This is a genomic window from Alkalibacillus haloalkaliphilus C5, assembly GCF_000269905.1.
In the GTDB taxonomy this organism is placed as follows: domain Bacteria; phylum Bacillota; class Bacilli; order Bacillales; family Alkalibacillaceae; genus Alkalibacillus; species Alkalibacillus haloalkaliphilus_A.
This window is the reverse complement of the sequence record NZ_AKIF01000264.1, coordinates 1-1,411: the sequence shown is the minus strand read 5'-3', so window position 1 is coordinate 1,411 and position 1,411 is coordinate 1. Positions and strand designations below refer to the sequence as shown.

The window sequence follows — 1,411 nt, the reverse complement described above, 5'->3', positions numbered from 1 at the left end:
ATAAAACAAGTCCAACTCGCCTAACCCTTGACCACGCCCGTCATAGACGAGCGCGATCTTCACATCTTTTGCATAACGCATTAATGATTCAATAACGTAATATTCTTGTGGGGTGAAACGGTGAAACCCGTCAATGTAAATCGTCGCGTCTTTTAACACGTTCGTTTCAGCAAGCTTTTCAACAAGCATATTGAGTTGGTCTTCACTATCCACGTAATGCCCTTTTAACTGTTGATCTAATCTTTCATAAATCATCGATAAATCTTCTAATTTATGTTTTAACGCCACTTCATTCGGCGTTAAATGTTCGAACTGATTCAACTCAGCAAGCACACGTTGAAGTGTCTCAGGTGTAACGCGATAACGCTTTAATTCAGTAATCATCGTCTCAAGCTGATCGATAAACCCTTGCTTATCCATCGCCTTTTGAAACGCGTCAAATGACTCTTGATGCTCTTCCGCAATTTTACGCAGTAACATTTGAATACCCGTTGACGTAATAAACGGCTTTGTTCCGCCACCGACTTCTTGGAACACATACCACGCTAAACGCGAAAAGCTAAACACTTGAGCACGAATCGAGCCTGCTAAATCACTTTTTCGTAGTAAATCATACTCTTGTTGGAACGCCATTTGGTCTGGCACGATATAAAAGATTGGATCTCCTTTTGGATCTTGCTTTAATTCACGTTCGATCTCTTCTAAACAGTACGAGCCAATTTCCGCTCCAGCTCGTCCTAAAATAAACTGTAATCCCACATGCGCTCCCCCCTTTTTAATTGCTTTATAGCGCTTCTCCATCTTCTCGTTCTACATCGACTTTCATTCGCTTCTCAATATACTTACCTAACAACCAAAACAGGCCGATTGCCACTCCAAGAATAATCGTTCTAACCGGATTCTGCGCAAAAGATGCAATACTGTCGCCGACATATGATACTGAGAAAATCATAACTGCCTTACCTAATGCGAGGGCTAAAATGACTTGTTGGATCGACATCTTCGTAAATGCAGCGACGACATTTAACAACGCTGATGGCGAAAACGGAAAGCATAACAACAAGAACAACGGACCAAATCCACGACGGTCAAAAAACGACGTGATCTTCTGAATATGGCGTTGATATTTAATCCGCCTCACCCAACGAAAACGTTCACTTTTACGGACTAAAATAAAGACTAGAATCGCTCCGGCTAAACTACCCATCCAAGAAAATAAAAAGCCCATTACGAGTCCATATACAACCGAATTCGCTAATATAAAGACGATTATAGGCAATACTGGGATAAACGCTTCAATAAACGGTAAAAGAATCCCAGGTAGCGGTCCGAAACTCCCATAAAACTCTAATAATTGAATGATGAAATCACCTATAACTGAATCTGATATAAGGTCATGTAGCTCTTCTAA

1 protein-coding gene and 1 pseudogene are annotated in these 1,411 nt (G+C 40.9%); both read right to left on the bottom strand.

All coding sequences use genetic code 11. The annotated features are described in order from the left end of the window. Window positions 1-759: pseudogene (locus A194_RS0116265) on the bottom strand (helicase-exonuclease AddAB subunit AddB); the annotation flags it as partial. Between the two features lie 25 nt (window positions 760-784). After that, on the bottom strand, window positions 785-1,411 hold a 627-nt coding region (locus tag A194_RS19030), incomplete at its 5' end, for a VTT domain-containing protein (RefSeq protein ID WP_017187832.1).